The organism is Pedobacter sp. 05L430 (assembly GCF_056397585.1).
In genome coordinates, this window is sequence record NZ_JBFTNT010000398.1 from 1 (window position 1) to 3,199 (window position 3,199).

At 37.6% G+C, this 3,199-nt stretch carries 4 protein-coding genes; 2 read left to right on the forward strand and 2 right to left on the reverse strand.

What is annotated here, in order from left to right:
• On the forward strand, nt 1-1,048 hold a 1,048-nt coding region (locus tag AC1DG9_RS25425; RefSeq protein ID WP_477635501.1), incomplete at its 5' end, for a hypothetical protein.
• Nucleotides 1,049-1,121: 73 nt separating this feature from the next.
• Here the strand turns inward: AC1DG9_RS25425 and AC1DG9_RS25430 are convergent.
• Nucleotides 1,122-1,541, reverse strand: a complete 420-nt coding sequence (locus AC1DG9_RS25430; protein WP_172659176.1) for an SH3 domain-containing protein — start codon at nt 1,539-1,541, stop codon at nt 1,122-1,124.
• Nucleotides 1,542-1,559: 18 nt separating this feature from the next.
• Nucleotides 1,560-2,060, reverse strand: a complete 501-nt coding sequence (locus AC1DG9_RS25435) for a BON domain-containing protein (RefSeq protein WP_216854300.1) — start codon at nt 2,058-2,060, stop codon at nt 1,560-1,562.
• Nucleotides 2,061-2,252: 192 nt separating this feature from the next.
• Between AC1DG9_RS25435 and AC1DG9_RS25440 the strand changes: the two genes are divergently transcribed.
• Nucleotides 2,253-3,199 (forward strand): oxygenase MpaB family protein (locus AC1DG9_RS25440; protein WP_477635502.1); only part of this gene is annotated, 947 nt, incomplete at its 3' end.

Sequence of the window (3,199 nt, forward strand, 5' to 3'; positions counted from 1 at the left end):
ATACGAGAAGGGAGAATATGATAAGGCCTTTTATGCTGCAATTAGTGATCTTAAAAAGAATCCATCCAATTCTGATGCTTTAAAAATTCTTCCCGATGCATACAAAGAAGCTTCGACCAGATATGAACAGGATATTTTGGCAGCGAAAGGAGGAAAGGGTAGAAAATCAGAACAGTTTGCAAACATCTATAACGGTTATTTCTCTCTGCAAAAAATGTACGATGGTTTTAAGAATGCAGGCGTAAAGATAAGCACTTTCAGTCCCAGAAATTATGAGAGCGAATTAAATCAGGCAGCGTTGAGTGCTGCTGAAGCACATTATAATAGAGGAATTGCGCTGTTGGATAGGCAAGATAGGGTAAGCACCCGTAACGCTTATAATAACTTAAAGCTAGCTGATGAATATGTTCCCGGTTTTAAAGATGTGATAGAAAAGAAACAAGAGGCTCATGAAGCAGCTATTACAAATGTGTTGGTTACTAAATTTGATCAGCGCTTTGGATATTATTCAATAGATGGGAGCTTCTTTGAAAGAGATATTCTATGGAACTTAAACTCAATTGGTAACTCTAATTATTATGAATTTTATACCGGAAATGACGGGCAAAATAGAAGAATTGATCAGAATTTAGAACTATCGATGTATGACATCTGGTTCAGCAACCTGGCTACCAATAATTATTCATATAGAGTGTCTAAAAAGATTCCTGCTAAGAGTGATAAAATGTCGGGAAGTGCCAGCACTATTACCGTTACAGCAACTATAAGTGCTGTGAGAAGAATCATAAATTCACGAGCCATAATGGACTACAGGATCACAGATGCTGTATCCCGAAAGTTGATCGCATCAGACAGAATTCCTGCACAATATACCTGGGAAAGCCTTACTGGTAAATATACTGGCGATTCAAGGGCTTTAAGTGCAAAAGATTGGGATATAGTTAGGGGTAATTTTAACAACAGACCTGACTATAATGAATTGTACAGAGAACTTACACGTCAGATCATGACTCAGTTTAATTTTAGGATGCGGGATATTTATCGTTAATGTTCAAATTAAATGGGGGTGTCTAAAAAGAGATGACGACTTTATCTTTTTAGACACCCCTTCTTTGGTGTGATTAAAGCGGTGTCAGGTATTGCGTATAGGAATATCCTGCAGCCCCATTATCAGTTTTAATCTCCCACCATTGGTCATTTGCTTTGCTAACCAGTGTAACCACCTCATGCCTGGCAGCCTTGCCTACAATATCAGCATCGGTACTAGGACCGCTACGAATATTTAAGTTAGAGCTGTTGGTTGTTACTTTTAGTTTTGAACCTTCTGTAACGCCAGCTATGCTATTGATATTCATCACTAAATCGCCAGAAGAGTAATTGGGATCGAGACGTTCATAAGTATCCCACAGTTGTTGCTTTATTGAACCACTGGCATCGCCATCAATATATAGCACACCTTCCTGCTCACGTACATTTAGGTTGTTAACCCCCTGTGCAGTAGCAGTATCTATCAATTCTTTATATTTTTCTTGTAAAGCCATTTTATATATCTCCTTTAACTATTTAATAACCAGTTGTGAATTGTCTACTTTTTTAGGTTTCAACGCATTTAAAGCCATCATCAATTTCTGGAGATTTGCTTTTTGGATTTCACCCTTTAATGTGACTACGCCATCATTTACCGTTGCAGTTACTGTGGGGAAATCTTTAGTAGCATCCTTAACGGCATTGGTAAGCACATCAGTAGCGGCTACAGGTACGCTCGGAGTTTCGGGGACCACAGTCAGATTGTTTACAACAGATTTAACTCCGGCAACTCCTGCAACAGTTTTATCGACGTCTGCTTTAGTTGCATCATCAGGAACTTGGCCCGATATTGTTGCTACGCCTTTTTCAACAGTTACAGCGGCTTCGGCAATGTGTGGGTTTGAGAGCAGTGCAGTTTCCACTGCGGCTTTTACAGCATCATCTTTTGGGCCACTTTTGCAGCTTGTAAACGTGGTTCCCATGATAACCAGGGCAACCAAGAGCGCGGTTGTTTTCATTGTCAGATTTTTCATACGGTTTTATATTTTGGTTTTAAGTTTGGTTGATGTGTCTATTCGTCTTATATAAAGAAAGATAGCGCACCATACCTGGAAGGAAAACAATGATCAAAAGAAATTGTTTTATCAACTGAAATTAAATCAAGTGATGAGAAATATTGTATGCAGTTTTGCAGTATCTTGGTTAAATCAAACAATCATATTTATATGGATTTATGCTTAAAAAGGTTTTGGGAGAAGGGTAGCGGAAGGCAGTTAACTGAATGGTCGGGAGCCAAACTCAATCTTAATATCCCAAATAAGTTTGTGAAGCTGGCCACTAAATATGATGTTTTGGGCGATGAAGCAGCAAAAGAAATATTTGATGGAAGAAGTTTTGGCGAAGCCTATTTATACGTAAGGCAATTATCTAAAAATAAGGTTCTTGAAGATGATAACTTAACTGATCACTTGAAAAAAATGTTTTTAACTATGCAGGAGAAACCTGCCTGGGTAAACGATGACTTGATAAAAATGGGCTGCAATTTATGTATGCGCAGTGGAACTAACGCACTCATTTCTTTGAGAGATTATAGCCTTATGAGTGGTTATGATTATGCTTACTTAAACAAGGCCCTTATTTATACAGGTGCGCTAAAAAAGGGGCCTGCTAAAAGAATAACCGATACATTGGATTTTTGGGTACATGTTACACGTGATAAAGCTTTAGAAATTAATGGACTTGGCTATCAGTATATTGTCAGAACCAGGATGATACATTCTTTTTCAAGATTAATGATTAAAGAAAAACACACAGATTGGGATAAAGAAAAATGGGGTGAACCAATTAATTTAGGCGATATGATTGCCACTAATATAGGATTTAGCCTTTTCTATCTTCATGGGCTTCATAAATTGGGTATGCAGATTTCGGAAAATGAAGAGCTTGGTGTTTTTCATCTTTGGAAATATGTTGGCCATTTATTAGGGATCCCGGAAAACCATCTGCCAAATAATAAAAAGGAAGCTACAGAAATGTTCTATTTATGGACGGATACACAAGTTTCTGCCGATGAAGATTACGTAATGCTGGCCAATGCTTTGGAAAATGAATCTATTGCGTCCAATATTTTTAAGAAAGCTTATCAAAAGAATTTCATTAAGTATCTTCATAC